At 65.7% G+C, this 25601-nt stretch carries 19 protein-coding genes; 9 read left to right on the top strand and 10 right to left on the bottom strand.

Annotation, left to right across the window (positions count from 1 at the left end):
- From D5S18_RS24725 to rpmE, 4 genes are all read right to left on the bottom strand, one after another.
- Nucleotides 1–666, bottom strand: coding sequence for an L-threonylcarbamoyladenylate synthase (locus D5S18_RS24725; protein WP_120043449.1), 666 nt, complete (start codon nt 664–666; stop codon nt 1–3).
- A gap of 26 nt (nt 667–692) precedes the next feature.
- Nucleotides 693–1565 (bottom strand): peptide chain release factor N(5)-glutamine methyltransferase, encoded by an 873-nt coding sequence (gene prmC / locus D5S18_RS24720; protein ID WP_120043448.1) that lies wholly within the window; start codon nt 1563–1565, stop codon nt 693–695.
- 12 nt (nt 1566–1577) lie between these two features.
- Complete coding sequence (gene prfA / locus D5S18_RS24715; RefSeq protein WP_120043447.1) at nt 1578–2648, bottom strand: peptide chain release factor 1; 1071 nt, start codon at nt 2646–2648, stop codon at nt 1578–1580.
- Between the two features lie 87 nt (nt 2649–2735).
- Complete coding sequence (rpmE, locus tag D5S18_RS24710) at nt 2736–2966, bottom strand: 50S ribosomal protein L31 (RefSeq protein WP_120043446.1); 231 nt, start codon at nt 2964–2966, stop codon at nt 2736–2738.
- A gap of 355 nt (nt 2967–3321) precedes the next feature.
- On the opposite strand from rpmE, the gene D5S18_RS24705 reads away from it, so the two are divergent.
- The 9 genes from D5S18_RS24705 to D5S18_RS24665 all read left to right on the top strand — a co-directional run bounded on the left by D5S18_RS24705 (nt 3322) and on the right by D5S18_RS24665 (nt 16480).
- A complete protein-coding gene (locus D5S18_RS24705) occupies nt 3322–3753 on the top strand; it encodes a hypothetical protein (protein WP_120043445.1) in 432 nt (143 codons plus the stop codon).
- A gap of 619 nt (nt 3754–4372) precedes the next feature.
- A complete protein-coding gene (locus tag D5S18_RS34995) occupies nt 4373–4636 on the top strand; it encodes an acyl carrier protein (RefSeq protein ID WP_158607947.1) in 264 nt (87 codons plus the stop codon).
- Between the two features lie 70 nt (nt 4637–4706).
- On the top strand, nt 4707–5846 hold the full coding sequence (locus D5S18_RS24695; protein ID WP_120043443.1) for an LLM class flavin-dependent oxidoreductase: 1140 nt from the start codon (nt 4707–4709) through the stop codon (nt 5844–5846).
- Nucleotides 5843–7072 carry a cytochrome P450 gene (locus D5S18_RS24690; protein ID WP_120043442.1) on the top strand — a complete coding sequence of 410 codons (1230 nt, stop codon included), beginning with the start codon at nt 5843–5845 and terminating at the stop codon, nt 7070–7072. Before D5S18_RS24695 ends, D5S18_RS24690 begins: the two co-directional genes overlap by 4 nt.
- Nucleotides 7065–9068, top strand: a complete 2004-nt coding sequence (locus tag D5S18_RS24685) for an amino acid adenylation domain-containing protein (RefSeq protein WP_120043441.1) — start codon at nt 7065–7067, stop codon at nt 9066–9068. The genes D5S18_RS24690 and D5S18_RS24685 overlap by 8 nt, the downstream gene beginning before the upstream one ends.
- Nucleotides 9069–9090: 22 nt before the next feature.
- A complete protein-coding gene (locus D5S18_RS24680; protein ID WP_158607946.1) occupies nt 9091–13905 on the top strand; it encodes a non-ribosomal peptide synthetase in 4815 nt (1604 codons plus the stop codon).
- Complete coding sequence (locus D5S18_RS24675; protein ID WP_120043439.1) at nt 13902–14876, top strand: thiamine pyrophosphate-dependent dehydrogenase E1 component subunit alpha; 975 nt, start codon at nt 13902–13904, stop codon at nt 14874–14876. The genes D5S18_RS24680 and D5S18_RS24675 overlap by 4 nt, the downstream gene beginning before the upstream one ends.
- The gene (locus D5S18_RS24670; RefSeq protein WP_120043438.1) at nt 14873–15862 is read left to right on the top strand and encodes an alpha-ketoacid dehydrogenase subunit beta; all 990 of its coding nucleotides are present in this window, start codon (nt 14873–14875) and stop codon (nt 15860–15862) included. Before D5S18_RS24675 ends, D5S18_RS24670 begins: the two co-directional genes overlap by 4 nt.
- A 27-nt stretch (nt 15863–15889) precedes the next feature.
- Entirely contained in the window at nt 15890–16480 is a 591-nt protein-coding gene (locus D5S18_RS24665; protein ID WP_120043437.1) for a TIGR03086 family metal-binding protein, read from the top strand.
- A gap of 59 nt (nt 16481–16539) precedes the next feature.
- On the opposite strand, the gene rho is transcribed toward D5S18_RS24665, so the two are convergent.
- The 6 genes from rho to argS all read right to left on the bottom strand — a co-directional run bounded on the left by rho (nt 16540) and on the right by argS (nt 25569).
- A complete protein-coding gene (gene rho / locus D5S18_RS24660; RefSeq protein ID WP_120043436.1) occupies nt 16540–18621 on the bottom strand; it encodes a transcription termination factor Rho in 2082 nt (693 codons plus the stop codon).
- A 405-nt stretch (nt 18622–19026) separates the two neighbouring features.
- Nucleotides 19027–19986 carry a homoserine kinase gene (gene thrB / locus D5S18_RS24655; RefSeq protein ID WP_120043509.1) on the bottom strand — a complete coding sequence of 320 codons (960 nt, stop codon included), beginning with the start codon at nt 19984–19986 and terminating at the stop codon, nt 19027–19029.
- 25 nt (nt 19987–20011) lie between these two features.
- Entirely contained in the window at nt 20012–21109 is a 1098-nt protein-coding gene (thrC, locus tag D5S18_RS24650; RefSeq protein WP_120043435.1) for a threonine synthase, read from the bottom strand.
- Nucleotides 21106–22461 carry a homoserine dehydrogenase gene (locus tag D5S18_RS24645; protein ID WP_120043434.1) on the bottom strand — a complete coding sequence of 452 codons (1356 nt, stop codon included), beginning with the start codon at nt 22459–22461 and terminating at the stop codon, nt 21106–21108. The genes thrC and D5S18_RS24645 overlap by 4 nt, the downstream gene beginning before the upstream one ends.
- Complete coding sequence (lysA, locus tag D5S18_RS24640) at nt 22458–23879, bottom strand: diaminopimelate decarboxylase (RefSeq protein ID WP_120043433.1); 1422 nt, start codon at nt 23877–23879, stop codon at nt 22458–22460. Before lysA ends, D5S18_RS24645 begins: the two co-directional genes overlap by 4 nt.
- 31 nt (nt 23880–23910) lie before the next feature.
- On the bottom strand, nt 23911–25569 hold the full coding sequence (gene argS / locus D5S18_RS24635; RefSeq protein ID WP_120043432.1) for an arginine--tRNA ligase: 1659 nt from the start codon (nt 25567–25569) through the stop codon (nt 23911–23913).
- Nucleotides 25570–25601 lie beyond the last annotated feature (32 nt).

Below are 25601 nucleotides of genomic sequence, written 5' to 3'. Positions count from 1 at the left end.
TCACCGCGACGCTGACGAGGTGAGCGCCTGCGGCGTCATACCGAGCACCTCGGCGACCTGCTCGACCGGGACCGCGCCCTCGCGCAGGACGCGCGGCTCGTCCGCGGTCAGGTCGACGATGGTGGAGGCGACGGCGTGGGTGGCCCGGCCGCCGTCGAGGTAGATATCGACCAGGTCGCCCAGTTGGGCGCGGGCCTCCTCGGCCGTTTTGGCGGGCGGCAGCCCGGAGACATTGGCACTGGATACCGCGAGCGGGCCCACCTCGCGCAGCAGCTCGAGCGCGACCGGGTGCAGCGGCATGCGCAACATGACCGTGCCCCTGGCGTCACCCAGATCCCAGGCAAGCGAAGGCGCTTGCGGCACAACGAGACTCAGGCCGCCGGGCCAGAAGGCGCGGATCAGGTCGCGGGCCTGCGGGCGCACCGAGAAGACCAGCCCGTCGATGGTGTGCCAGGACCCGACCAGCACCGGCACCGGCATATCGCGGCCGCGGCGCTTGGCCGCGAGCAGCGCGCTCACGGCGGTCGAGTCGAAGGCGTCGGCCCCGAGGCCGTACAGGGTATCGGTGGGCAGCACGACCAGCCGCCCGGATTTCAGCGAACTGGTTGCCGCGGTCATTCCCGCGGCGCGCGAGTCTGGGTCCGCGCAGTCGTAGACGGTACTCACCGGCCTATCCTTTCACGCGCGCCGAATCAGCGACGAGTCGCGGCGACGAAGCGGGGTCGTCCGGCCAGATCCGGATGTTCGACGATCTCGATGAAGCGTCCATCGGCGGTGAAAGCTTCGACCACACCGGCCGCATTGCTGTCGTCGTGTTCGATCGCGGTCGCGCCACCCGACCGCAGCAGGCGGGCGATGGCCGGGACCATCGGGCGGATCACGTCGAGCCCGTCCGGGCCGCCGAACAGTGCCGGATGCGGATCATGCTCCGCCACTTCGGGTTCCAGTAGGGCGCCGACGGGGATGTAGGGCGGATTCGACAGCACCACATCGACCGTGCCGTCCAGTTCGGTGAGCAGATCCGGGGCCGTGACATCGGCGGCGTGCACAGTGATCGGGGTATCCCCCGCCGCGATCCGCGCCTCGGCATTGCGGCGGGTCCACTGCAGGGCGGCCGGATCCACTTCCACCGCGTGCACCAGTGCGTCCGGTCTGGCCTGCGCCACGGCCAGGGCGAGTGCGCCCGAACCCGCGCACAGATCGACCACCACCGGTGCGTGATCGTGGCGCACCGTCTCCAATTGCGCCAGCGCCCACGCGAAAAGCAACTCCGTCTCCGGACGCGGCACGAACACGCCGGGACCGACAGCCAGATCGATCCCGCCCATCGCCGCCACACCCGTCAAGTGCTGCAGGGGAATTCGCCGCGCGCGCTGTTGCACCAGCGCCCGGTACCGGTCGGCCACCTCGGGCTCGACCATGGGCACCAACACCAGCCGACCCCGCTCGACACCGAGCAGATGGGCCGCCAACAGCTCGGCATCCGCACGCGGACTGCCCACACCCGCCGCCGACAACCGCTCGACGGCTTCGACAATGACCGGGCGCAGCGGAATTCGACTCACCACACTCCTCGGTTACTCCGCGGCCATCCGTGCCTCGCGATCGGCTTTGGTGAGCGCATCGAGCAGCGCATCCATATCGCCGTCGAGGACGGTGGTCAAATTGTGCGCCTTGAAGCCGATGCGGTGATCGGCGATCCGGTTCTCCGGGAAGTTGTAGGTGCGGATCCGCTCGGAGCGATCCACCGTGCGAATCTGGCCTGCCCGACCCGCCGCCGCCTCCTGCTCGGCCTGCTCCTCGGCGAGTGCCTGCAATCGGGCCGCGAGCACCTGCATGGCGCGCATCTTGTTCTGCAGCTGCGAACGCTCGTTCTGGCAGGTCACCACGATGCCCGAGGGCAGGTGGGTGATGCGGACCGCCGAATCGGTGGTGTTGACGCCCTGACCGCCCTTACCGGAGGACCGGTAGACATCGATGCGCAGATCGGATTCATCGATCTCCACCTCGGCCACCTCGTCCGGTTCCGGATAGACCAGCACACCCGCCGCCGAGGTGTGGATGCGGCCCTGCGATTCGGTCACCGGAACGCGCTGCACCCGATGCACGCCGCCCTCCCATTTGAACCGCGACCACACGCCGTCGCGCACCGCGTCACGGCTCTTGATGGCGAGCGTGGCCTCCTTGTAGCCGCCCAGATCGGTGATGGTCGCGCCGAGCAGCTCGGCCTTCCAGCCGTGCCGCTCGGCATAGCGCATGTACATGCGGGCCAGATCGGCGGCGAACAGCGCCGACTCCTCGCCGCCCTCGCCCGACTTCACCTCCAGGACCACATCGTCGCTGTCGTGCGGATCGCGCGGGGCCAACAAATCGGCCAGTGTCTGCTCCAACACGCCGACCTGCTCTTCGAGTTCGGGCACCTCGGCGGCGAAAGCGGCGTCGTCGGCCGCGAGTTCGCGGGCGGTCTGCAGATCCTCGCGCGCGGACTTCAGCTTGGTGTAGGTGGTCATGACGGGGGCGAGTTCGGCGAATCGCTTGCCGACCCGGCGCGCGGCGCCCGCATCGCTGTGCAGCGACGGGTCGGCCAGCTGCGTCTCCAGCCCCTGATACTCGGCCAGGATGTCATCGATGGCGGACGGTTGCGTCATTTCTTGGTGCTCCCTCGTGATTTCCGCTGTGGAACCAGAAACGCCGACGCCCGGCCTGCGAGGCAGGACCGGGCGTCGGCGCGGAAGCTACTTGGAGTCGGCCTTCTTGGGGGCGCGCTTGCCGTAGCGGGCCTCGAAGCGGGCCACGCGACCGCCGGTGTCCAGGATCTTCTGCTTGCCCGTGTAGAACGGGTGGCACTGCGAGCAGACCTCGACGGTGATGTGTCCGGACTCCTTGGTGCTGCGAGTCTGGAAGGTGTTGCCGCAACCACAGACGACCGTGGTGTCGACATACGCCGGATGGATTCCTGCCTTCATGGGTGTCCTCTCGATAGTGGTCGCCGGGTCGCCCTCGCTGAATCTGCCAGGACGTGAACCGGAACCGACTTAGGCGGGAAGGTCTGCCCGCAACGGACAGACGCAACGACCGTTCAGTATGCCAGAGCAGCCGTTACGCTCCCAAAACACCCCCATCCCCGATTTTGTTCCCACACGACCTGCCCGTAAGAGATCCGGCACGCGCCCCGCGAGCATCGGAGGAACCTGAAGTCGGGTAGCCCGCTACTCGCGTACACGAACACAGTCGTTCGTAGAGTTTCACGCGCGCGTCGGGGCGTGACGCGAATTGTCAGAGATCGACAACGCACATCGGCATGTCAGGAGGGAGAGACCTGTGACCACCCGAGTCGCCTTCGTGGTCTCCGCCGGATTGATTCTCGCGATCGCGGTCGGCGGGTTGACCACACCGAGGCACACGACGGCCTACTCCGGCCCGGCTGTCATAAATTATCCCCAGGCGCAAGGCTTTTCGATGCCGAGCGGCGCAGCGGGGACCCCGCTCGGGATCGTCGCCGGCCTCCTGGTCGCCGGGGCGGCGGTCATCGGCACCGTTTTCTTCGCCCCGCGGGAACGCCGGCTGCGCGACATCCCCTCGGCCGCGCGTCAGGTGCCCGAACGACTCGTCGGCCGACATCCGGAAATCGGGATCTTTCTCGAATACCTACAGACAGTCGATGAGCAGATTCTCACCCACCGACAATGCATACCAGTCGGTCTGTATTGCATCTCACAATATACCTCCGAACTAGTACAGTCATCAAAATAATCGCGAACTCTCGTATCGATATATCGCGAACTCTCGTATCGATACGCAGCATCTCCCGAGGCCGAATACGGCACCGACAAGTCAGTCCGGCGAACTCCGACGGACCCAACTCCGAGTTGCAGGCATCGTCGCACCGCCTCAGCTAACACATCGCATTCAGACTGCCCAGGGCCACGATCTGCATAAGCACATAGGCAAGTTGTTGGCTATTCAACGTGCGCGCGATTTCGGGCTGTAGTCGTTGACGGGCCGTATGCCATCTGACTATACTTCCGAATGGTAGCCAGCTAGGCTATTCAAGGGAGGGTCCTGATGCTGTGCGCATTCACAACCTAGTTTCAAGCCACCTGCGAGCCTTGCCGCATCCGAGGTATACCGACATCTTACTTGAGCTGTGGGCGGCGCAGCGGACTTGAGCGAAACAGCCGCGCCCACGGTATTCGAATGAGAAATGCCGTCGAGTGCCTTGACTTTTGAATTGGTTCGTGTCGCGCATGCTGCCATTCGAGACGTAATTCGCAACGTTGATTGTTCGCGGCTTTATTCGGTCGTGTCCGATTACCGACGTGTGTGCGAAACACCTGCAACGTCCAGAGTTGCGGGCGATGAAAGGGTTCATATGAGTGCGGAAGATGCACGGCTGGAACTGCGTAAGCAGATTTTCGCAATACTGTCCGAGGTCGCGGGCGGCGTGCTGGACAGTCAGAACATCGAATCGAATACGGAGTTCCCCGAGACCGGAATGAGCTCCATCGAATACCTGGCGCTCATCGAGAAAATCGAGACAAAGCTCGATGTCTTCATCGACCTCGAAGCCAATGAAGATCTGACCAGCGTCGACAAATTCTGCGATTATCTTCTGGAACAAGCTCCGTCCGTCTGATAAACAGCATTAAGCTCAGCCGAAATCTGCTGGGCCGTATTACCGATAGCAGATCAAAGGTTTCAGCATCATGCACTCAAAGGCATTCGGTTGCTTCCTGCCACCATTCCATGACCCCTCGGTCAGCCCTCCCGCGTCATTGAAACACGATATCGAGCTGTGCGGGCTGGTCGACGACCTCGGTTTCGACGAGATCTGGCTGGGCGAGCACCATTCCAGCGGTTGGAGCACACTCAGCTCCCCCGAAATGCTCATCGCCGCGCTGGCCCGTGAAACGCGCCGCATTCGATTCGCCACCGGCGTGATTCCGCTGCCCTACCACCACCCCGTTCATGTCGCGGAACGAATTGTGCTGCTCGATCACCTCACCGCAGGCCGAGCGATCCTGGGCTGCGGCACAGGAACCTACGTTCACGATATGGAAATGATCGGGGTGGATCCGAGCACGCTCCGCGCTCATTTCCGGGCGGCATTGAAAACCGTACAGGCGCTGATCAACGGCGAGACGGTCGACACCGCGACACCGTGGTTCACCGCGAAGAAGGCCGTGCTGCAGCTGCGCCCGCTGCGCGGCGGCATCGAGACCGTCGTGGCGTCATCGCTGGGTGATCCCGGCATCGAGCTCCTGACGGAGACCGAGACGACACCGACCGTGCACGTGGTACCGCCATGGGGAATGATCCGGCCCGGAATGGATAAGGATCCGGTCGGCTCGTTGATCGAACGTATCGAGGCCTATCGGAACAAAGCCGCAGGTGCGACGCGGGTCCGGTGCAACGTTTTCGTCCATATCGCCGACTCCCCGGCCGCGGGTATCGATGAACTCCTGGCCGGATTTTCCTCGCTGCGGCGCGGTTTGTATCGGAATGTCCTCGGCATGCCCATTCCGGACTCCCCGGTCGCGCATCGCAAGACAATGGAGACTCTGGTCGACACGGGTGCGTTCATCATCGGAGATGCGGCGACATGTACCGGTATGATCCGCGACCTCATGGATCGCATAGGCGATCCGGTGTCGTTGAATTTCTTCGTCCCCCAGTGGATACCGTACCCGGCGACCCTCGAACAACTGACGGCGATCTCGAATGAGATCCTGCCCGCCCTCGTCGGTGGATTCGACGGCACCGCGGAGTCGATGCGGCTCACTTCCGAAGAGGCCGCTCGCCAGATGAAGGCTCGAACCGAAATCGACAATGGGGGCAGCAAATGAGCACCGCCAAACTGAGCCTGGACTTCAGTTCCGACGAATTCCTCGCCGACCCCTGGCCCATCTACAAGGAGCTCCGACGGTCGGAACCGGTGCACTGGTCGGAGGTGTTCAACGCCTTTCTGATCACCAGGTTCGAGGACGTGCACAACCTGCTGTCGGACCGCCGGGTCGTCAGCGGATTTCCGATGCGTAGCAGCCGCCGGTTGTTCGGCCGAACATTGCTGGACACCGACGGGCCGCGTCATCGCGACATGCGGAAGCTGTTCATGCCGCTTTTCGCGGGTGCATCAGTGAAACGACTGCGCTCCGAAATACTCATTCCCGCGGTGGACCAGGTTCTCGACTCGATTGCCGCCGAAATGGGTGATATGGACGATGTCGAGATCGAGTTCATGGAGCGGGTCGCGGTCGGGGTGCCCTATGCGATGGTCACCCGATTGTTCGGTTTCCCGCCGGAAGACGCGGCCTGGCTGCGTCCCCGAGTACTTCCGTTGGCCGGTGCGATCGAATTCCCGGCGACGTCACTGGATACGGCGCTCACGGCAAAAGCGGAGCTGATCGACTATCTGAAGGACAAGCTCGCCGATCGCCGGGCGGGCAGCCGGATGCCGTTCCTTGATCTCGTCTTTCCGCCGGGTGAACCGCTCGATGAATCCTTGTTGGGAACGGCGACGCTATTCATGCTGGCCGGAACCGAGACGAGCGTCGCCACCATCGGCAAAATTATGTACGCGGTCCTGGCGCACAACGTCGAATTATCGGCGTTGGCGGACAATGAATACCGGACCAGGGTCGTTCGCGAAACGCTGCGGTGGGAACCACCGAGCCACACCATTCTCAGGTACGCGTCCACCGACCTGAATATCCATGGTGTCGATATCCCGCGCCGGTCGACGCTTCTGTTGTCGCTGGGTAGCGCCAGTCGCGACGAGAATGCGTTCTCGGAACCGGATACCTGGCGTCCGGACCGGTCCGATCAGCGGACGCTGGCCTTTTCGGCTGGGCCGCACACCTGCCTCGGTATTCAGCTCGCCCTCTCGGAATTCGACACGCTGTTCGAGCGGTTGTCGCTCCGGTTCGGCGGTGTCCGGCGCAGCGGCTCGCTCGACGGCATCCGGCCCGGTTTCTGGCGGCTGCGCGAGCGCGGCCATATTTTCCGCAGGCCCGATCACCTTCATATCCGGTTGGACCGCCGACGCGAAGGAAGCAGTACGGCCGATGCCTGATGTGCGAGCCGCTCCCTACGATCTGACCGCCGAACTCGCGGCCGGGTCCGCCGGGCGCGACCGCATGGCGCTGGTGGTGGCCGCGTTCGCGATCGCCCTGTGCCGGTGGACGGCCGCGAGCGAGGCCGCGATCTCGGTCGCCGGGCGGGTGATCCGGCTCCGACTCGACGACCGAGCCCCCATCGCTGAGTTCCTGCGAACGGTTCTCGCGGTCGGAGCCACCGAGGACGGATCCGTCGACCTGGTGATCGTTTCCGAGCACACCGATCTGCGGTCCGGAGAGATCCGCTTCCTCACCGAGGTGCCCAATGCCGAGCACGGGTTCATCGCCGATGTCGCTGCCGGGGTGAACGAACTCGCCTCCCTTGACGGTTCGGTCCAGGACGTGCGCTGCATCGCGCCGGAACGCCGCCGGATCCTGGATGTGCTGGCAGGCGCCGACATCCCTGCGGCCGATATCGAGACGCTGTTTCTTGATCAGGTGCGGCGCCACCCGCACGAGATCGCGGTCCGTGACGCGAGCGTCGAGTTGACCTACGAGCAACTCGCGCATGCCGCCGATCGGTACGCCGACGTGCTGCGCTGTGCCGGGGTCTGTCCTCTGGACACGGTGCTGGTCGCGATCCGGAGATCCGTCGGCGAGGTGGTGACGCTGCTCGCGACAATCCGCCTCGGCGCCGCGTACGCGGGATTCGACGAGGACGCACCAGCAGCCAGGCTGACGCGGATGGTCGGCAAGCTCGCGCCGGCGGCCGCGGTGGTCGACGCTGCCACGATCGACCATCCCGCGCTCCGGGAAGTCACCCTGGTCGATACCTGGCATCCCGAACTACGCACCGACCCGGGGCCGCTGAGTCGAACACCTGGCTCCGACGACCCGAACCGCACGGCGTACATCGCATTCACCTCGGGATCCACCGGCGAACCGAAAGGTGTTGTCGTCCCGCACCGCGCGGTTACCCGACTCGCGCGCACGACCGAAATCCAGCTGCGACCCGGTGACCGCGTGCTGCGAATGGCGCCGCTGGCCTTCGACGCGTCGACGTACGAAATCTGGGCGACGTTGCTCAACGGCGCGACGCTGGAGGTCTTTCCCGCGAAACTGCCGTCGGTCGGAAAGCTGGAGCGCTTCCTCACCGAGCGGAAGATCTCGGTCGCCTGGCTGACGGCCAGCCTGTTCCGGCTGATCGCCATGTCTCGGCCGCAGGCGCTCACCGGGCTGCGTTGGCTCTTGAGCGGTGGCGAGGTCGTGTCGCACGAGGCCGCGGCGCGGATGCTCGAATTGCACCCTGGGTTGGTGATCACAAACGGGTACGGGCCCACCGAAAACACCACTTTTACCACCACATACACCGTGTGGAACAGTGCGCAGATCGATGGGCCGCTCCCCATCGGCAAGCCGATAGCGGGCACAAAGGTTTTTGTTCTCGACCGCGACGCCCGACTCCTGCCGCCCGGCGCGGTGGGTGAATTGTACGCGGCTGGAGCAGGTTTGGCGGATGGCTATCTCGACGACGAGACCGAAACGAATAGGCGGTTCGGACACTTCTCGCCGGATATCGATGAACGCCTATACCGCACCGGCGATCTGGTCCGGCTCGACCCGATCGGCAACCTGGTCTTCCTCGGCCGCGCGGACAAGCAGATCAAACTCGACGGACATCGCATCGAGACCGAGGAGATCGGCGGCATCCTCGCTCGCCATCCCGATATCCGCGATGCCGTGATAGTTGTCGCATGGCAACAGGATCGAAGCCCTCGGCTCGTCGCGGGCGTCGTCATACACCCCGGTGCCGATGCGGACCAGCGGGCCTGGCGCGCGTATCTGTCACACCTGCTGCCGAACTACGCGGTACCGACCCGGTGGGTCGTCGTCGACGAGATCCCGCTCACCCGCAACGGAAAAGTCGACGAGAAAGCCCTGATCGAATCCGCGATACCGCCTACGCCCGCGCGCGACGGCGACCGCGATGCCCTCGCCGCTCGACAGCGATGAGCGCCTGATGAAGGAGTACCCGATGAAGTTGTCGCTCGGGCAGGAGCGTTTGTGGCTGATCCAGCAGCTCGACCGGACCAGCGCCGCGTACAACATCCCGATCGTGCTGCGGTTCCGCGACGGCGTCGATTTCGCGGCGCTCGACCGAGCGCTCGACCTGCTCGCCACCCGCCACCCGGTGTTGCGCTGGGCGTTCGTCGTCGACGAATCGGGTACGCCGAATGCGAAACCGGTGCCGGACTTCCGAATTCCGGTGACGCGACGGACCGCGGCGGACAGCCGCAACGGGTGGCAGACGCACGCAGCCGACCTGGTCGGGGAGCCGTTCGATCTCGCGGCGGCGCCGCCCGTGCGCGTGATGGTTGTCGAATGCGCCGACGGATCGGCCGTGCTGTGTCTGGTGAACCATCACATCATCACCGACGGACGTTCCATCCAGATCGTCACCGAGGATCTCATCGCCTTCTACCGATCGCAGCAGCCCGCGCCGCTCGAGGTGACCTACCAGGATTTCGTCGCATGGCAGCGCGCGAGCACCGATGCCGACTCCGCTGCGGAGCACCTCGAGTATTGGCGGCGGGAGCTCGCCGGATTCGAACCGCTGCGGCTGCCGATAGATCGGCCACGGTCGGCCGATCCCGGATTCGCCGGCGACCACGTCGATATCGAGCTGCCGACCGAGCTCACGGCGAGGTTTTCCGCATTCGCGCTGCGGAATCGGTGCGCGCTCTCCAGCGCCATCGCGGCGGTGTTCCAGGCGCTGCTGTCGCTGCATTCCGGACAGGAGGACATCACCATCGGAACGGTGCTCGCGGGCCGCGACGACCGCCGATTCGCCGACGTACTCGGCTTTTTCGTGAACACCGTGGTGCTGCGCACCCACATCACCCCGTCGACGTCGTTGCGTGAGCTGATCCGGACGGCGCGCACCAAGATGGTCGCGGCATACGCCCATCAACAGGCGCCATTCGAGCAGGTGGTCGCGGACGTCCGACCCGAACGGGATCCGGGACGCAACGCGATCTTCGACGTCGTCGTCGTGCACAACGGTGAGGTTCCCGCGCCCGGCGAAGGCGAAGTCACCAGTGTCCCATGGGCGGGCGTGGCCACCCGGTTCGATCTGGAGCTGGTCACGCATATCCGGGACGGCAAGCTGAACGTCTCACTTGTGTTCCGTACCAGTCTTTTTCACCGCAGCACTGCGGCACGGCTCGTCGGCAGGCTGGTCCGGCTGATCGAATGCGCGCTGGCGAACCCGGACGAACCGATCTTCGAATCCCTACGCGGACAACTCGACTTCTGGCGGCAAGAACTCGCCGATGTGCCCGCGGCGCTGGGCCTACCGACGGATCACGCACGCCGGCCGGTGGCCTCCTATCGCGCCGACTCGGTCTCCTTCGAAGTGCACCAGGGTGTCGCCGTGCGGCTGCGCGAGCTGAGCGATCGCTATGACGTCACGCTATTCATGACGTTGCTGGCGGCCTACAACCTCACGCTGTCCCGCTACGCACGTATCACCGACGTAACAGTCGGCGTACCTACCGGATCCGACGCCAACCTGCTGGTTCTGCGTACCGATTTGTCCGGTGATCCGCTTTTCCCGGAACTGCTCGATCGCGTGCGGGCGACCACGCTCGGCGCATACGCGCACCAGGACGTGCCCTTCGAGCGCCTCGTCGCGGAACTCGTACCCCGCCGGGATTTCAGCCGAAACCCACTGGCCCAAGCCGCTTTTCAGCTGGTAGACGCGCCGTTGTCGGATGTTTCACCGCTCGGCACGCAGGCGGCGCCGTTCGATCTCGAATGCCTCGTCGCGGACCGGAACAATATGTTGCAGGTGCGGGTCGCCTACAACGCCGACCTGTTCAACCGCATCACGATCGACCGATTCATCGGCCATTTCAACCAACTGCTCGCATCCGTCGGGGCGGGGCCGGAGCAATCGCTGTCCGCCCTGTCGATGATGAGCGATGCCGAAATCCGGCGGCTGACCCTGGGGTGGAACGACACGACCACACCGTTGCCGACACCGGCGACCGTGCCCGCCCTGTTCGCCGAACAGGTCCGCCGTAGGCCGCACGCAATGGCCCTGATATCCGGCGAAAACTCTCTGACCTACGCCGAACTCGACATTCGGTCCAATCAACTGGCGCACCGGTTGCGGACCCTCGGCGCCGGACCGCAGACCGTCGTCGGAGTGTGTCTGCCGCGCTCCATCGAGCTGATCACCGCATTGCTCGCCGTTGTCAAAACCGGTGCCGCATATCTGCCGATCGATTCGGAATATCCCGAGGAACGCCGGCGGTTCCTCCGCACCAGCGGCGCAACCCGATTCGTGATCGACGCCGACCTGGTCGGCGACCACACGATCGATGCGGCACCATCGACCGCGCTCGAATCAGAAGTGGGACCGCAAGATCTGGCCTACGTCATTTACACATCCGGCTCGACCGGACGCCCGAAGGGCGTCGAAGTCGAGCACCGGTCGATCATCCGCCTCGTCACCGGACTGCCTGCGGGCATCCTCGGCCCGACCGAAGTACTGCTACACGCGTCGGCGGTGTCCTTCGACGCCGCTACCTTCGAGATCTGGGGTGCGCTACTCACCGGAGCCACCTGCGTCGTCTCCACCGAAAGAGTCCTCACCGCAGGGCCGCTCGCCGTCGCGATCGCTCGTCATGGGATCAGCACAGTATGGCTGACCTCATCGTTGTTCAACCACATCGTCGACGAGGACATCGCGGCGCTGACCGGGCTGCGCCAACTCCTCGTCGGCGGTGAGGCGCTGTCCGTTGCCCATATTCGCCGCGCCGTCACCGCACTGCCCGGCACGCGGATCTTCAACGGCTACGGCCCCACCGAGTGCACGACGTTCGCCACCTGTCACGCCATCACCAATCCTGTTACGGCCGACACGAATAACATCCCCATCGGCCGTCCGATCGGCAACACCAGGGTATACGTCCTCGACAATAACGGCGGGCTCGCGCCGACCGGAGTACCGGGCGAACTGTACGTGGCCGGGCTCGGTGTCGCGCGCGGCTATCGAGGACAACCCGAACTCACGGCCGAGCGGTTCGTCCCCAACCGCTACGACACCGCAGGCGACCGGCTTTATCGGACCGGAGATATCGTTCGGTACAACGCAAATGGCGATATCGAGTACCTCGGACGCGCCGACGGCCAGGTCAAGATTCGCGGGTTCCGCATCGAACCGCGAGAGATCGAGACCGTTTTGCAGACCCACCAGGATATCTCGCAGGCGGCCGTCGTCACGCGCGAAGACGCCACCGGCCAGAAAAGACTCATCGCCTATCTGGTAGGAAACGGCGTTGTCGACGACCACATTCTGCGTACCCACCTCCGACGCGAACTGCCGGAGTACATGGTGCCCGCGGCATTCGTGTCGCTGCCCGAACTTCCGTTGACGATCAATGGAAAGCTCGATACCAGAGCACTCCCCGAACCTGCGGGCGGATCCGATACGGTCGCGACGTTCGTCCGGCCACAGAACCCGACCGAGGAAACCCTGGCGGACATCTGGGCTCGGATTCTCGGCCTCGAAACCGTTGGCAGGGACGAGAATTTCTTCGACCTCGGCGGGCATTCGTTGAAGGCCGCCCAACTCGTCGTCCGGATTCAGGAGACGTTCCGACTGAACCTGCCGTTGCGGACGCTGTTCGAACGACCGACGATCGCGAAGCTGGCCGAGGAGATGAACGGCGGGCGGACGAGCACGGCCAGGGTTCGCCTGTTCGATCCCCAGCCCATGCTGCGCGCCATCATCCCGGATCCGTTGCCGCCCAGTGGATCCGGCGAAATCTCGGACATCCTGCTCACCGGCGCAACCGGCTTCGTCGGAGCGTACCTGGTCCGCGCGTTGCTGACGCGGCCCCTGGTGCGCGTCCACTGCCTCGTCCGGGCAGCGGACGAACAGGCGGGATGGCGGCGGCTGCGCGCGAATCTCGACTATTACGGGCTGTCCGACGATATAGACCACGACCGGATCAAGGTCGTTCCCGGTGATCTCGCGGCGCGCGGGCTCGGACTCACCACCGAGACGTTCGAGCGGCTCGCGGACGAAATAGATCTGATCTGCCACAACGGCGCGAGGGTCGATGCACTGTCCAGCTACGAACAGCTCGAAGCGGCCAACATCGGTGGCACCCGTGAACTGATCCGGCTTGCGGCCACCACCCGTCGCAAGCAATTGCAGTTCGTATCAACGATTTCCGCCGCCGATGAAGGCGGCAGCCGCAGCGGGTACGCGGAAACCAAGTCGCATGCCGAGCAGCTGATCATCGCCGCGCACGACTGCGGAATGCCCGCGGCGATCTATCGGCTACCCCGGATCGTTGGGGATTCGCGCACCGGGCAGGGAAATACCCGCGACATCATGCTGCGGGTACTGCGCAACATTGTCGAGCTCGGCGCCGCACCCGACACCGAGTTGGAGGAACCGTGGCTCGCGGTGGACGAGACGGCCGGGTTACTCGCCCGACTCGGCACCGAACAGCAGCGCAACAGCGGCTGGTTCGTGCTGACGAGCCGACAACCGGTGCGTCTCACACACCTGCTGAATCTGTTGCGCGGCACCGGCATGGCGATCGACACCCGGCCGGTCGGCGACTGGCTCTCCATGCTCGAGGACCACTCGCCCGAGGAACACGCCATCCTGAAGCTGCTCTTCGAATCCGCCTCCGATACCACCGGCAACGGTCGGCCGGGTCGTGAATTCGCCCCGATCGTCGTGCACGGCCCCGACGACAGCGCGCTACTTCGTTACGTCGACAAAATGCTTGTCCGGACCGACCAAGAAGGGCTATTGCAAATATGACTCGTGAAAATCAGGTGGCTCTGTACCGGTCCATGAAACTGATCCGGGAGTTCGAAGAGCGATGTCTGGAGATGGCGATTGCCGGTGAAATCATCGGAGGTATTCACCCGTATATCGGGCAGGAGGCCGTCGCTGTAGGCGTATGTTCGAACCTGACGGAGCGAGATTTCATCACCAGTACGCATCGCGGCCACGGGCACGTGCTGGCAAAGGGTGCGGACCCACGCCGTATGCTCGCCGAACTTCTCGGCACCCTCGAAGGTTTCAATAAAGGCCGCGGCGGTTCGATGCATGCCGCCGACATCCGGCTGGGCATACTCGGCGCCAACGGAATCGTCGGAGCCGGCGGCGCGATCGGCTCCGGTGCCGCCTGGGCGGCAAAGGAACGCGGAAATTCGGAGGTGGTCGTCAGCTTCTTCGGCGATGGCGCGATGAGCCAGGGAGTATTGCTGGAAGCATTCAACCTGGCCGCGATCTGGTCTTTGCCGATACTCTTCGTCTGCGAGAACAACAGGTACGCGACGAGCCTGAAAATCGATGCGGGACTCGCAGGCAGTGCGGCGCGCCGCGCCGAGGGCTTCGGGATGGTCGCCCGCACGGTCGACGGCATGGATGCCGAATCCGTGGCGGGCATGGCAGGCGAACTGATCGCACGGTGTCGCGACGGTAGCGGTCCCGCCTTCCTGGAGTGTTCGACCTATCGGTTCTTCGAGCATCATTCGGTGCTCGAAAAAATAGGCGTCACGTTTCGCGATCTCAACGAAGTGGCCGACTGGCGCAAGCGGGATCCGATTATTTCATTGGGTAGGCGGTTGGGCGACGAGGTCGTCGCCGAGATCGATGCGGCTATCAAGAAGGAAATCGATGCGGCGGTCGAGTTTGCGAGAAATGCCGCATCGCCCGAGCCGAAGGACGCACTGATGCATCTGTACGCGGGACCGGTCGCGGTCCGACCGGGGGTGATCCTATGAGCGCGCTGCCACCGCCACCGCCGGAACTCGGCTATGTCCATGCGTTGAATCGCGCCCTGCACGCCGAGATGGCGGCGGACGACACCGTATTCGTACTCGGCGAGGATATCGGCGTTGGAGCGAGCGGGGTCACTGCGGGGCTGGTGCCCCGATTCGGCTCGAAGCGGGTGCTGGACACACCATTGTCCGAACAAGCATTCACCAGTTTCGGGACGGGTGCCGCAATCGCCGGAAGAAAACCGGTGATCGAATTCCAGATATCCTCGCTGCTGTACCTGGTGTTCGAGCAGATAGTGAACCAAGCCCATAAGTTCTCGTTGATGACCGGCGGGCAAGTCCACGTACCGGTCACGTATCTCGTCGCGGGTTCGGGTTCGAGAAATGGCTGGGCAGGCCAACATTCGGATAGCCCGTACAGCCTGCTCGCACATGCGGGGATCAAGACAGTAGTTCCGAGCAATCCAGCGGACGCGTATGGGCTCCTGCGATCGGCGATTCGCGATCCAGACCCGGTAGCGGTATTCGCGCCTTCCGCGTTGATGGAAGCAATGGGCGTGCCCGACTCGGGAGAAGAGAAGATCGTGCCGCTGGGCGAGGCGAACGTCGTGCGGGAGGGCAATGATCTGACAGTAGTCGCGGTGGGACAACACGTCAGTACCGCGCTCGAGGTCGCGGACAACCTGAGCAATAAGGTCGAGCTAGAGATTATCGATCCGAGAACGGTTTATCCGTTCGATTGGGATTCTCTCCGCAAATCGATCGACAAGACCGGACGCCTCGTCGTAATCGACGACTCGAACCGCATGTGCGGTTTGGGGGCGGAAATAATCGCGACGGCGGCCGAGGAATCCATGCTATTGGCACCACCCAGGCGCGTCTGCAGGCCGGATGGCACCGTTATCCCGTACGCCCTCGCGCTCGACCGAGAATTGGTGCCTGGTCCTGAACAACTGACGAAGGCCATCGCGGCGACGCTACTGCTGTAAAGGCCGCCGCGGCACCAAGGGAGAACAATGGAAACCAACGATATCGTTGATCGCTTCCAGCGCACACAGGACATCTTCGACGCCGTACTCGCCGCGATCCCGCCGCAACAATGGGACGCGGCATCGGCGTGCGAACTCTGGACGGTGCGCGACGTGGTGGGTCACGTCGTCTGGAGTCTCGAGGTTCTCCGCCATCATATGACGGGTCAGGAGTACACCGAGAAGTCCGGTCCGCCGGGTTCCGAGCATCCCGGCGAACTCGTCGGCGACAACCCACTGGCAGGATGGCGCGCGAGCCGCAGTGCGGCCGCCGCCCTCCTCACCGAGGAGACGCTCGACCGGCCCGCCCCGGCGTGGGTCGTGGCCAGACGCCCCGACGCGACAATCGCAGATTTCCTGGAATTGTCGACCTTGGACACCCTGATCCACACCTGGGATATCGGCTCCGCACTGGGCGTTGACGTGCGCCTCGATTCCGATCTCGTCGCACGGGTGTTCACCCTTGCTCGTTTGATCGTCGTCCGCTCGGCAAGCACCTTCGGGCCGAGACTGACACCGCCGCCGGGCGCCGACCCCCAGACCCGACTACTGGCCTTCCTCGGCCGATCGGTCGAATAGCGGCTGTTCACTCGCGAGTGACGGGGTGCCCTCGGCACCCCGTCACTCACGAGCGGCACTCACTCGTCGATCGCGCCCGGCGCGGTCTTGGAGACCTGCATCAGGAACTCGAGGTTGTTCTTGGTCTTCTTCAACCTGTCGATCAGCAGATCGATCGCCTGATGCGAATCCAGGCCGGACAACACTCGACGCAGCTTGTGCAGGACCGCGGCCTCATCCTGGCTGAGGAACAGCTCGTCCTTACGGGTGCCGGATGGGTTGACGTCCACCGCCGGGAACACTCGCCGCTCCGCGATCTTGCGGTCCAGCTTGAGGTCGGCGTTACCGGTGCCTTTGAACTCCTCGAAGATCACCGTGTCACCGGTCGAACCGGTCTCCACCATGGCCGTAGCGATGATCGTCAACGAGCCACCGTTCTCGATATTGCGCGCCGCGCCGAGGAATCGCTTCGGCGGGTAGAGCGCGGTCGAGTCGATACCACCGGACAGGATGCGACCGGAAGCCGGCGACGAGTTGTTGTACGCGCGGCCCAATCGAGTGATCGAATCCAGCAGCACCACAACGTCTTTACCCATCTCGACCAGCCGCTTGGCCCGCTCGATCGCGAGTTCGGCGACCGAGGTGTGATCTGACGGCGGGCGGTCGAAGGTCGAGGCGATCACCTCGCCGCGCACGGTGCGCTGCATATCGGTGACCTCTTCCGGACGCTCGTCGACCAGCACCACCATGAGGTAGACCTCGGGGTTGTTCACCGCGATCGCATTCGCGATGTCCTGCATGATCGTGGTCTTACCGGCCTTGGGCGGCGACACGATCAGCGCTCGCTGCCCCTTACCGATCGGCATGATCAGATCGATCACCCGGGTGGTCAGCTTGTTCTGCTGGGTCTCCAGGCGCAGCCGCTGATTCGGATACAGCGGGGTGAGCTTGCCGAACTCCGGACGCCGCCGCGCCGCGTCGACATCGCCGCCGTTGACCGTGTCCAACCGGACCAGCGGATCGAACTTCTGGCGCTGACTGCTCTGATCGCCCTCGCGCGGCGCACGCACCGCACCGGTGATCGCGTCACCGCGGCGCAGGCCGTTCTTGCGGACCAGATTCATCGAGACGTAGACGTCGTTCGGCCCGGCCAGGTAGCCCGAGGTGCGGACGAACGCGTAGTTGTCCAGCACGTCGAGGATGCCCGCGACCGGCTGCAGCACATCGTCCTCGCGGATCTCCATCTCGCGCGAATCGCCGCCGCGGGCGCCGCCGCCGCCGTCGCCGTCGCGGTCGCGACCACGACGACGTTCCCGGAATCGACGACCCCGCCGACCACGACCGCCCTCGTCCTCGTCACCGCCGCGGTTGTCGCGCGCACCGTCGACGCGGGGACCCACCTCGCCGTTGCGCGGAGCGTTGCCGTTGCGCTCGCTCTGGTTGCGCTCGCCGCGGTCACCACGCTCGCCGCGCTCGCCGCGCTCACCGCGCTCGGCACGGTCACCACGCTCGTTGCGATCACCGCGCTCGGCACGGTCACCACGCTCGTTGCGGTCGCGACGGCGCTCGCCCTGCTCCTCGGACCTGGGCTCCTCACCGCCCGCATCGCCGCCGGAACGCGCCTGATCACGGCCGCGCCGCTGGCGACCGCGGCCGCGCTGCGCATCGCGACCCGACTCCTCGCCGCCCTCGGCGGGCGATTCGGGCTGCGTCTGCGCGGGCGCGGCATCGGCCGGAGCCGAATTGACGACCGGCGCGGATGTAGCAGGGGCCGAAGCGGATTCGGGCTGGGTCTGCGCGGGCGCGGCATCGACCTTGACCGCGCTCCCCTTCGCCGGGGCGGCCTTGGCGGGCGCGGTCACCACGTCCAGGGTCGCCTGCTCGCCCCTGGGCTCGGACTTCGCGGCCTCGACCTTCACCGTCTTCTTCTCGGAGACAACCTTCTCGGGGATGGTCGACTCCACCTTCGCCTCGCCGCGCGCGGCCTTGTCCGCCTTGGCGGAGGCGGACCTCCCGGCCTGGTTTTCCTTGATGGCGGCGATCAAATCACCCTTGCGCATACCGGAGGTGCCTCGAATACCGAGTTCCCCGGCCAGCGCGCGCAACTGCGGCAACAACATTCCAGTCAGCCCCGATCGTGCGACGTCAGTTTGTTCGCTCATCTTCGAAATCTGTCCGGATTCACTTTCGCGGTCGCCCGAGGTTGTTGGGTTCGAATCCACCCCTGGTGTCGCGAGCAGGTCCGTATCTGTCACGGAAATCCTTTCCTTCCCTCGACCGCCGTGTGCTGTTTCGAGGGGTCAGTCCCGCAGCCCGGACACTGCGCCGGACTCGGTTTATCGCCGTATCACCTGCTCCGCCGGACCGGCGGCTTCGCCACCGGTTCGTGAAAGGTGGGAGAGATCATTCCAGTTGCACAGCTGCGCAGTACCCCCATGGCCTGGAGGCTCGAGCCTGGAGCCTGCTGGAGCGATTGCCCTGATGAAGCACCGGCGTCTGATGCGCACGATGTACGGACTCGCCCAGGATAGCTGGCAACCGGGAAACTCGGCAAGGCAGACTCGCCGTCAGTCGACCAGCACGCCCTCGGCGAGTCCCGGCTCGAGCACCCGAAGGCCGTCGGCGGCCGCGAGTTCGCGCAAATCCGCGGGAAATTCACTGGTGCACAGCGCCAGCACGGTCGGACCCGCGCCGGAGACCGTCGCCGCGATTCCGGCGGCGCGCAGCCGCTGGATCCACGCCGTCGACAGCGGTAGCGCGGGAGCACGCTGGGCCTGATGCAGCCGGTCCGCGGTGGCGGGCATGAGCAGGTCGGGGCGGGCGGTGAGCGCGACGACGGCGAGCGCGGCGCGGCTGACATTGAAGGCGGCGTCGCCGTGCGGCACCGTCTCGGGCAGCAGACCCCTGGTGTGCGCGGTGGAGGAGCGCTCCTGCGGGATCAGGACCACCGGACGCAGGTCCGGATGCGGTTGCAAGCGCACAGCGCGATAGACCCGGCCGTGATCGGGCACCGCGATCTCGGCGCCCGCATCGGCGGCGCGATCGGTTTCGGTCCAGGACACCACGATTCCGCCGAGCACACTGGCCGCGGCATTATCGGGATGACCCTCGAATTCCGAGGCCAGCTGCACCAACCGGTCGGCATCGACGCGCAGCGCCGAATCCAGTTCCGCCGCAAGGGCACAACCGGCGGCCAGTCCGCCGACCACCGCCGAGGCAGAGGATCCGAGACCCCGCGAATGCGGAATCACGTTGCGGCACACCACATCGAGGCCATCGGCCCAGACACCCGCCGCCTCCAGGCCGCGCTCGATCGCGCGCACCACCAGATGCGAAGGCCCCCAGGGCACATCGTCGGCGCCTTCGCCCTCGACCCGGATGTTCAACCCGGAATCGGTGGTGCGCACCTCGATTTCGTCATAGATAGCCAGGGCCATGCCGAGCGAATCGAATCCGGGGCCGAGATTCGCGGTGGAGGCCGGCACCCGGACGCGGACCGCCGAACCGGCGGGCAGCGTCCGGGTGATCACCTGGCTCTCGTGAGCGGACAACTCAGGCCAACTCCAACGCGCGGGCGACCGCCACCGGATCGACCGGAATCGGTTGCACCAGAGGCATTCCCGCCAGCGCGTTATCGGGATCCTTGAGACCGTTGCCGGTGACGGTGCAGACCACGGTGAGTCCGGCGTCGAGCCAACCCTCGGCCCTGGCGGCGAGCAGACCCGCCACACTCGCGGCCGACGCGGGCTCCACGAAAACCCCCTCGGTGGCCGCGATCAGCCGGTAGGCCGACAGGATCTCCGCGTCGGTGGCCGCACGGAACGCGCCGCCCGACTCCTCCTTGGCCGCCATCGCGCCATTCCAGGAAGCGGGCGCGCCGATGCGGATGGCCGTGGCCACCGTCTCCGGATTCGACACCGGAGCACCGTTGACCAGCGGGGCCGCCCCCGCCGCCTGCACACCGAGCATGCGCGGACGACTGTCCACGACACCGTCGGCGTGGTACTCGCTGTAGCCCCGCCAGTACGCGGTGATATTGCCCGCATTACCGACCGGCAGCGCGTGCACATCGGGGGCCTTGCCCAGCACATCGCAGATCTCGAAGGCCGCGGTCTTCTGGCCCTCGATCCGGGCCGGATTCACCGAATTCACCAGACCGATGCTCGGGAATTCGGAAGTGACCTTGCGCGCCAACTCGAGGCAGTCGTCGAAATTACCCGCGACCTGGATGATCTTCGCGCCGAGCATCACCGCCTGGGCCAACTTGCCCATGGCGATCTTCCCCTCGGGAATCAGCACCGCGCAGCTCATCCCGGCGCGGGTGGCGTAGGCGGCGGCCGAAGCCGAAGTATTACCGGTGGACGCGCACAGCACGGCACGCTGACCCCGATATTTGGCGTCGGTGATGGCCATGGTCATGCCGCGGTCCTTGAACGAACCCGTCGGGTTCAGGCCCTCGACCTTGAGGTACACCTCGCAGCCCGTCAGCTCGGACAGGTGCGGGGCGGGCACCAGCGGCGTGCCGCCCTCGTACAGGGTGACCGGCTCCCACTCGGCCGCGCCCGCCAAACGGTCGCGGTAGGCCGCGATCAGGCCGGGCCACCGGGTGTGCACCGGGGCCTGGGGCCGCACGCCAGCGGAGAAACTCATTCTTCGGTGCCTTCCAATCTCAGAACGCTGGTCACGGATGTGACGGACTCCATCTCCGCCAGGGCGGCCACGGTGTCCGCGAGCGCCGATTCGGCCGCGTGGTGGGTGACCACGACCAGGCGCGCGCCCGAACCGTGCCCTTCTTGACGGACGGTCGAGATGCTCACCTCGTGCTGGGCGAATTCGCCCGCCACCTTGGCCAGCACGCCCGGCTTGTCGGCGACCTGCAGGTTGACGTGGTAGCGGGTGGGTGTATCGCCGATCGGCGCGATCGGTAGCTCAGCATAAACCGATTCACCCGGCGCGCGGCCACCGAAAAATTTGTTGCGCGCCGCCATGACCAGATCGCCGAGCACCGCCGAGGCCGTGGGCGCACCGCCCGCGCCCTGGCCGTAGAACATCAGACGACCCGCGTACTCGGCCTCCACGACCACCGCGTTGAACGCGCCATTGACCGCGGCGAGCGGATGCCGACGCGGAACCAGGGCCGGGTAAACGCGCACCGAGATGCGCTCCTTGCCGCCCGCCTCCGGGCCGGGCTCCCCCGCCCCCGCCGGGACGCGCTCGCAGATAGCCAGCAGCTTCACCGTGCAGTCCACGGCCGAGGCCGTCTCCAGATCCTCGGCGCTGATCTTGGAAATACCCTCGCGATAGACATCGGCGGCGGTGACCCTGGTGTGGAAGGCCAGCGAGGCCAGGATCGCGGCCTTCGCCGCGGCGTCGTAGCCCTCGACATCGGCCGTGGGATCGGCCTCCGCGTAACCCAGGCGGGTGGCCTCGGCCAGGGTCTGCGAGTAGTCCGCGCCGGTCTCGTCCATGGCGGACAGGATGAAGTTGGTGGTGCCGTTGACAATGCCGACCACGCGATTGACCCGGTCACCCGACAGCGACTGGATCAGCGGACGCACCACCGGGATCGCACCCGCGACAGCGGCCTCGAAGTAGAGGTCGGCGCGATGGCGCTCGGCGGCGGCGGCCAATTCGCCGGTGTAGTCGGCCAGCAGCGCCTTATTCGCGGTGACCACGGATTTGCCCGCGTTCAGCGCGGATTTGATCAGCGCCCGCGCGGGTTCGATCCCGCCGATCACCTCGACGACGATATCCACGTCGTCGCGGTTGACCAGCGCGGCCGCGTCTGTTGTCAGCAGCTCGGCCGGAATTCCGCGATCGGTCGCCAGGTTGCGCACCGCCACCCCGCGCAGCACCACCGGCGCGCCGACGCGGGCACGCAGATCGGCGGCATTCTCGCGCAGCACCCGCACCACCTCGGTGCCGACCGTGCCCATGCCGAGCACCGCGACGCCGATCGGATGATCCTCGCCCCACCCGCCGTTATTGACCGTCTGGGTCATTCCCGCACCTCCAAGCTCAGCAGATCCGCCACCGTCTCCCGGCGCAGGACGAGTCTGGCCGCGCCGTCCTTGACCGCGACCACGGCCGGGCGCGCCAACTGGTTGTATCGGCTCGACATCGAATAGCAGTACGCGCCCGTCGCGGCTACCGCCACCAGATCTCCGGGGCCGACATCCTCCGGCATCCAAGCGTCGCGCACGACGATATCGCCGCTCTCACAATGCTTTCCGACCACGCGTGCGACCACGGCCTGCGCCTGCGAGGTGCGCGAGACCAGGCGGCAGTCGTAATCGGCCTGATAGAGCGCGGGCCGGATATTGTCGCTCATACCGCCGTCGACGCTCACGTAGCGACGGCTGAATCCACCGTCGAGCGAGACATCCTTGATGGTGCCGACCTCGTACAGCGTCACCGTGCCCGGCCCCGCGATGGCGCGGCCCGGCTCCACCGCGATCACCGGACGCGGCAGACCGATCATGTCGGCCTCGGCCGCTACCAGATCGGCCACCTTGGCCGCGAAATCGTCCAGCGGCGGCGGATCATCGCTCTCCAGGTACGAAATACCAAGTCCGCCGCCGAGATCGAGGGTAGCGATCTGCGCGGTGCGCTCCACCCCGAACTTGCCGATCGCGTCGTGCAGCAGCCGCAGCATGCGCCGCGCCGCCACCTCGAACCCGTCGATATCGAAGATCTGCGAACCGATATGACTGTGCAGGCCGACCAGGCGCAGATTCCGCGCGTCGAATACGCGGGCCAGCGCCTGCATGGCATCGCCGCTGGCGATCGAGAAGCCGAACTTCTGATCCTCGTGGGCGGTCGAAATGTACTCGTGCGTATGCGCTTCCACACCGACCGTGACGCGGACCAGCACATCCTGCACCACATCGGCGGCCGCCGCGACGGCCTCGAGCCGCTCGATCTCGATCAGCGAGTCGACCACGACATGGCCGACCCCCGCCGCCACCGCGGCCTCGAGTTCGGCGACGGATTTATTGTTGCCGTGCAAGGCGATCCGCTCCGCCGGGAAATCGGCGTGCAGCGCGATGGCCAACTCGTTGCCCGAGCAGACATCCAGGGACAGGCCCTCGTCCCGAATCCAGCGGGCCACCTCACCGCACAGAAAAGCCTTGGAGGCGTAGTGCACTCGCGCGTCGGGGCCGAAGGCGCGCACCATATCCCGGCAGCGGGAACGGAAATCGTCCTCGTCCACCACGAACAGCGGCGTACCGAACCGCTCGGCCAACTCCGTCACCGGCACACCCGCCAAACGGACCACACCGTCGGCGTCGCGAGCGGCGTTGCGCGGCCACACGTTCGCGGGCAGGTCGATCATCCGGCGCGGATCGGTCGGCCGCTCGGGCAGACTCGGCGCGTGCGGAATCTCGGCGTGCCTTGGTCCCGCCGGGTGCGCGCTCACCGCTGAACCTCGAATTCGCTCATCACTTCGTTCACATCCGTTCCGGTGCGCCCACCCCGAGCAGGGCGAGGCCATTGGCGAGAACCTGGCGGGTCGCGGCGACCAATTCCAGGCGGGCCGCGTTCACCGAGGTGACCGGGTCATCGCCCTGAGGCAGGATCCGCAGCGTCTTATTGGTCTGGAAACGGTGGTAGGCGCCCGCCAACTCCTCCAGGTAGCGGGCCACCCGGTGCGGTTCGCGCAGGTTCGCCGCGCCCGCCAGCACCGCAGGGTACTCACCGATGGTGCGGATCAGCGCACCCTCCTCGTCGGCGGTGAGCAGACCGAAATCCGGTGCGACGCCGTCGAATCCGAAATCGGCGGCATTGCGGCCCACCGCGCAGGTCCTGGCGTGGGCGTACTGCACGTAGTAGACCGGATTCTCATTGCTCTGCTTGGTCCACAGGCCGAGATCGATATCGATGCTCGCGTTCACCGACGAGCGCACCAGCACATAGCGCGACGCGTCGACACCGATCGCCTCGACCAGGTCCTCCAGCGTCACCACCGTGCCCGCGCGCTTCGACATGCGTACGGCCACACCATCTTTCACCAGGTTGACCATCTGACCGATGAGCACCTCAACGGTGGCCGGATCCTCGCCGGAGGTGGCGGCGATCGCCTTCAAACGACCGATATAGCCGTGATGGTCCGCGCCGAGCATATAGATGCACAGGTCGAAACCGCGCCTGCGCTTGTCCTGGTAGTACGCGATATCGCCCGCCACATAGGCGGCGTGGCCATCGCTCTTGATGACGACGCGATCCTTCTCGTCACCGTATTCGGAGCTGGCCATCCACCAGGCTCCGTCCTTCTCGTAGAGGTCCCCGGAATCCTTCAACTTGGTGACGGCGCGATCCACCGCGCCGGAGTCGAACAGGGCGCTCTCATTGAAGTACACGTCGAAATCGGTGCCGAACTCGTGCAGCGACTGCTTGATCTGCGCGAACATCAGCTCCACGCCCTCGGCGCGGAACAGCTCCACCCGCTCGTCCTGCGGCAGTTCGGGCGCCTGCGGATGGTTCGCCACGATCTGCTGGGCGATCTCGCCGATATATTCGCCCGCGTAGCCGTCCTCCGGGGTCGGCTGCCCCGTCGCCGAGGCGACCAGCGAACGCGCGAAGCGATCGATCTGCGCGCCGTGATCATTGAAGTAGTACTCGCGCACCACCTGCGCGCCCTGCGCCGCCAGGATCCGCCCCAGCGCGTCGCCGACCGCCGCCCAGCGGGTGCCACCCAGGTGCACCGGACCCGTCGGGTTCGCGGAGACGAACTCCAGATTGATATTCCTGCCCTGCAGGGCGGCGCCGGTGCCGTAGCCCGCGCCCGCCTCGAGCACCTGCCGCACGATCGCGCCCTGCGCATCCTTGGCCAGGCGGATATTGAGGAAGCCGGGACCGGCCACCTCGGCCGTCTCGATACCGTCGGCCGCCGTCAGCGCCTCGGCCAGCCAACCGGCCAGGTCACGCGAATTCGCGCCCGCTTTCTTGCCGATCTGCAAGGCCACGTTGGTGGCGTAATCACCGTGTTCCGGGTTTCGGGGTCGTTCCACCGTGACCTGCTCGGGGAGGACGGCAGCGTCCAATCCGCGTTCGACAAGCACCTTCGACGCGGTGGCGCGAAGGAGATCTGCAAGGTCAGCTGGAGTCACGAGTCTCTATCCTATGGGTCGCGCCGCCCGCC

The organism is Nocardia panacis (assembly GCF_003598715.1).
In the GTDB taxonomy this organism is placed as follows: Bacteria; Actinomycetota; Actinomycetes; order Mycobacteriales; family Mycobacteriaceae; genus Nocardia; species Nocardia panacis.
The sequence above is the reverse complement of the archived record's forward strand: the minus strand, read 5'-3'. Positions and strand labels throughout refer to the sequence as shown.